We start from the raw sequence: 4310 nt of genomic DNA on the forward strand, positions 1-4310 counted from the left end.
CCCCGATCACGACGGACCCGCGCCTTAACTCGCCTCACCGACAGCACCCGACCGGCAACGCCGGCCGGGCATTCGGCGAGCCCTCCCACGACATCACCGAACACTTACCAGCGAAGCAACACCGGAAGTAATATCGAGAGCGGCAACGCCCGGTCCGCGACGATCCCAGGTCCTGCCCGTCCGCCGGGCCAGCAGGCCCAGGTCGACTAACCTGCCCCGACCATCCCGGCCCGACCGTCATGGATCGAAGCGATCGGCGTCTCCGCTCTCGGCCGGCCATGGCTGGCGCCGAGAAGCGACTGAGCGAGCTCTCCATAAGGCCTATTACGACCCGCGGCGTACCCCCGGGGCGAAGTTCATGGTCACCCTGCCCACGAGACGCCCAGGACCGCCAGTCAGATCATCAACCCCAATCGCACGGTTCCGGGGGTGTGGCCATGACCGCGGCCGGGCATGGCAAGCTTGCTCGCTGTGGCAGCAGAGTGCGAGGTGGACAGCGGGACGGCCCGGTTGGGCCGAGCCGTCGTGTTCGCCTCGTCCTCGGTGTGTCTGGCCTGGGCCGCGCACGTCTCTGGCGGGGCGCCGCGGCCAGCCGCTGGGATCATGCTGGTTGCGGTCCTCCTCCTCACCCGGGTGGCGTTCGGGCTCGCGGACCGCGAGCGAGGAGTCGCTGCGCTGCTCGCGGGTCTGGGGGTGACGCAGATCGCCCTCCATGTCACCTTCGTACTTGCGCATCCGCACACCCACCTGGCCAGCGGTCCGAGCCTGGATGTTCCGATGACGGCGGCCCATGGCATTGCCGTGGGCTGTGTGGGGCTGATGCTTCGTCACTCCGAGCGGGCTGTGTGGTGCGCGGCCGGACTGAGGCCGCGCACCGTCGTGGCCCTGTTGCTGTATCCGGTGACCGTCGCCGTCGTTCCGCCTGTCCCACCCACCGTGAAGATCAACCTTCGGAAGCGGGTGTCGAGACCGCACGCTCGCCCCCTTGGCCGTGGCGCACGGCGTCGGGGACCACCCGCTTCCCCTTTTCCGGGGTTGACGTCACGGCGAGCGTTGACGTCACGGCGAGCCTGGTAGACGAGTTCCGCTGGCGGGCTCATCTGCCCGACGAACGACCCCGGCGCGAGCAAGGCAAGGCATCTTCAGGTGGTCCCACGCGCCGTGGGACGTTCGAAGGGATCTTATGTACCGTAACGTTCGGCGTGCCGGCATGCTTGCCGGCACTGCCGCGGCAGCGATGTTCCTCCTAGCTGGACCGGCGTCCGCCCATGTCACGGTGCAGCCGCCGACGGCTGCCGCGGGCAGCTACGCCACCTTGTCGTTCAAGGTCCCCACGGAGAAGGACACCGCGTCCACGACCGGGTTGGACGTCCAGCTTCCTACCGACACCTCGATCGCGTCCGTGTCGGTCCAGCCCAAGGCGGGGTGGACATACAAGATTACCAAAGCGGCCTCGTCGAAGCCGCTCATGACGGACGACGGAGAGGTCAAGGAGATCGTTACCAGGATTGCCTGGACGGCGCAGGGGGATGGCGGGATCAAGCCCGGGGAGTTCGACACCTTCACCGTCTCCGCCGGGCCGCTGCCCGAAAACACCGACCACGTTGTGTTCAAGGCATTGCAGACATACTCTGACGGTTCGGTCGTGCGGTGGGTCGATGTCGCCGCCCCAGGCGCCCAGGAGCCTGAGAAGCCGGCGCTGGTCCTCACGCTGACGGCATCCTCCCCGGGGTCCGGTGGGCCTGGCGCGGCCGCGGCGCGGTCGGACGAAGCCTCATCGGCCTCCGACGATTCCGACGGGACGGCGCGTGGCCTGGGGATTGCCGGCCTTGTCCTTGGCGCACTCGGGTTGCTGGCCGGTGGATTCGCGCTGATCTCTTTGCGACGGCGCGCCTAACCGTCGTGCGCCGCATCCTGGTGGTGGCCGTGACGTTCCTGGTCATGGCCACCACCTCCATCGGTTTTGGCCTCGGGGTCCCGCCGGCCTCGGCGCATGCCCTTTTGACGGGTAGCGACCCCGTGGACGGCGCGGCACTTGATGTCGCACCCGCACAGGTAACCCTTGACTACAGCGAGTCAGTACGGGTCTCGCGCGATTCGATCCGGGTGCTCGATTCCGCGGGTAGGCGGGTCGATGATGGTCGTGCCGGATCTGGTCCCAAGGCGTCGCAGGCGACGGTCGCGCTCCGGCCGGGGCTGCCGAACGGCACGTACGTGGCGAGCTGGCGTGTCATCTCGGCGGATAGTCATCCTGTTTCCGGTGCGCTCGCCTTCGGTGTGGGCGGGCCGCCGGATGCCGCCGCCGCGGCGGTCTCCGGCACATCGGGCTCCTCGACGGTGGGCGTCGTCTTCGCCATGGCGCGATTTCTCGGATACGCCGCGACGGCCCTGTTGCTGGGCGTCTGTTTCTTTCTGATCGTGCTCTGGCCGACAGGTCTTCGTGCGGCCGGTCCCGGCCGGCTGTTGATGGCAGCGTGGGGATTATCCGTTTTTGCGGCATTCGCGCAGCTGCTGCTGCAAGGCCCCTACGCTGCCGGGCTCGGCCTCGGGGGACTCGGGCAGTGGTCGGTTCTGTCGACCACCCTGGCGGATCGGTTCGGTCACCTGCTGCTGATCCGTCTGCTCGCTCTTGCTTTGATGGTGCCTCTCGTGCGGCGGCTGTTGCGAACCGGGTCGGTGGATCCGCGGGGGAACGGGGAGCTCGCCGGTCTCGGTGTCGTGGTGGCCGTGACGCTTGCCATGATCGGTCATGCCAGTGCCGGCGATCTGGCTTGGCTGGCTACCACCAGCACGACAGCGCATGTGATCGCCATGTCGGTATGGATCGGTGGTCTGGTGATGATTGCCGGTTTCCTGGTGCGCCGCGCATCGGCCACCGAGCTGGCGGAGATCCTTCCCCGGTGGTCGAAGATCGCGGTTGTGGCCGTTGTCGCCGTGATGGTCAGCGGGGTCTTCCAGAGCTGGCGTGAGGTCGGCCCGCCACGGGCCCTGATTGATACCAGCTATGGTCGACTGCTGGTGTACAAGGTGTGGTTGGTCCTTGGAATGATCGCTCTCGGCGCTCTGGCGCGGTGGTGGGTCCGCCGGCAGTACAGAACGAACAGAAATCAGCCGGCCGGCCGGCCGGACCGCTCGTCGCATGCTGTTCTGCTTGCCGGGCTGCGCCGGGGTGTCATGGCGGAAATCGTGCTCGGGGCTGTCGTGCTGGGGATCACGGCTGGGTTGGTGAACATGGTACCGGGACGTACCAGCTATTCACCGCCGTTCTCCGACACCACCTTCGCGGGTCCGATGACGGTGAAGGTGAGGGTCTCGCCGACGCGAGTGGGCGCCCAGACCCTGGACGTCCAGGCCACGGACCCGAGCGGCAAACCGCAGAAACTGGTGGAGGCCAGTGCGGCGTTGTCGTTGCCGGCCGCCGATCTCGGCCCCTTCACTGTTCCGCTGAGCCTGGCCGCGCCGGGCCATGCGCGGAGCGACGGGATCCGGGCGCCGTTGCCCGGTGAATGGCAACTTCGGCTCACGCTCCGAGTGAACGACTTCGACCAGTACGTGACAACCGTGTTCTACCAGGTCCGATGAAGGGACTCGTGAACGATGAAGGGCTGGTGAACGCTGGGCGGCGGTACGTGGACCGTCCCGCACGGAGGCAGTAAGCGCTTCCGTGATAGCTGATAGGAATGGTTCGATTGGCGTGTGATATCAGGGTTGTAATGATCGGCCAGGCAACCCATGGTAGAGCGGAAAAAGCCTGCGAGGGAAGCTCAGAAGGAGTCCATCCATGCCGACCGCCACCGCTGACAAGTCCCATAGCTTCGATGTTTTCCAACACTACGAGCGCCTCCAGCGGAAGGTTTCCGACCTCGGGCTGGAAAACGTCCGGAGTGACCTCGTTCATCCCGTCTACATCTCGCTTGTCAAGGCGTTGTCATGGGCGAGGCGACGTCTCTCCCCGGGCTGCACGGTTTTCTCAGCGAGTTCCACGACGACTACGACTGCTCGGCCTTCGTGGCCATCTGGGCCTACCAGGAGCTTCAGCATCACTACGCCTTCCGGGCCTGGCTCAAGGCGGTGGGCGTCCACATCGACCAGGACAAGATCGAGGCTCTGCGTGAGCCGTACGAAGCCGGTATCATGCCGAGTGCGACCCTGACCACGAACGTGATCTCTGAGATCATCGTCAACACGGTCTACCGGGCGATGTCGGAGTGGGTGGAGGAGCCCGTGCTGGCCGACCTGTTTCTCCGCGCGAGCCGCGACGAAGCAGGGCACGCCCGCGAGTTCCTCTTCTACTTGAAGCGTAACTGGTC

General features: G+C 66.5%; 4 protein-coding genes. All 4 read left to right on the forward strand.

What is annotated here, in order from left to right; genetic code table 11:
* Positions 1–471: 471 nt before the first annotated feature.
* Complete coding sequence (locus AC08OX_RS15380) at positions 472–1077, forward strand: hypothetical protein (protein ID WP_476608443.1); 606 nt, start codon at positions 472–474, stop codon at positions 1075–1077.
* Between the two features lie 106 nt (positions 1078–1183).
* Positions 1184–1897 carry a YcnI family copper-binding membrane protein gene (locus tag AC08OX_RS15385; protein ID WP_476608444.1) on the forward strand — a complete coding sequence of 238 codons (714 nt, stop codon included), beginning with the start codon at positions 1184–1186 and terminating at the stop codon, positions 1895–1897.
* 5 nt (positions 1898–1902) lie between these two features.
* The gene (locus AC08OX_RS15390) at positions 1903–3582 is read left to right on the forward strand and encodes a copper resistance CopC/CopD family protein (RefSeq protein WP_476608445.1); all 1680 of its coding nucleotides are present in this window, start codon (positions 1903–1905) and stop codon (positions 3580–3582) included.
* Positions 3583–3930: 348 nt separating this feature from the next.
* Positions 3931–4310: ferritin-like domain-containing protein (locus AC08OX_RS15395; protein ID WP_476608446.1), on the forward strand; the 380-nt coding region annotated here is incomplete at its 3' end.

This window comes from Frankia sp. CoBUL1, assembly GCF_978021245.1.

Excerpts from the sequence above, each read along its gene's own strand:
- AC08OX_RS15385 (WP_476608444.1), top strand. The coding sequence starts at position 1,184 with ATGTACCGTAACGTTCGGCGTGCCGGCATGCTTGCCGGCACTGCCGCG.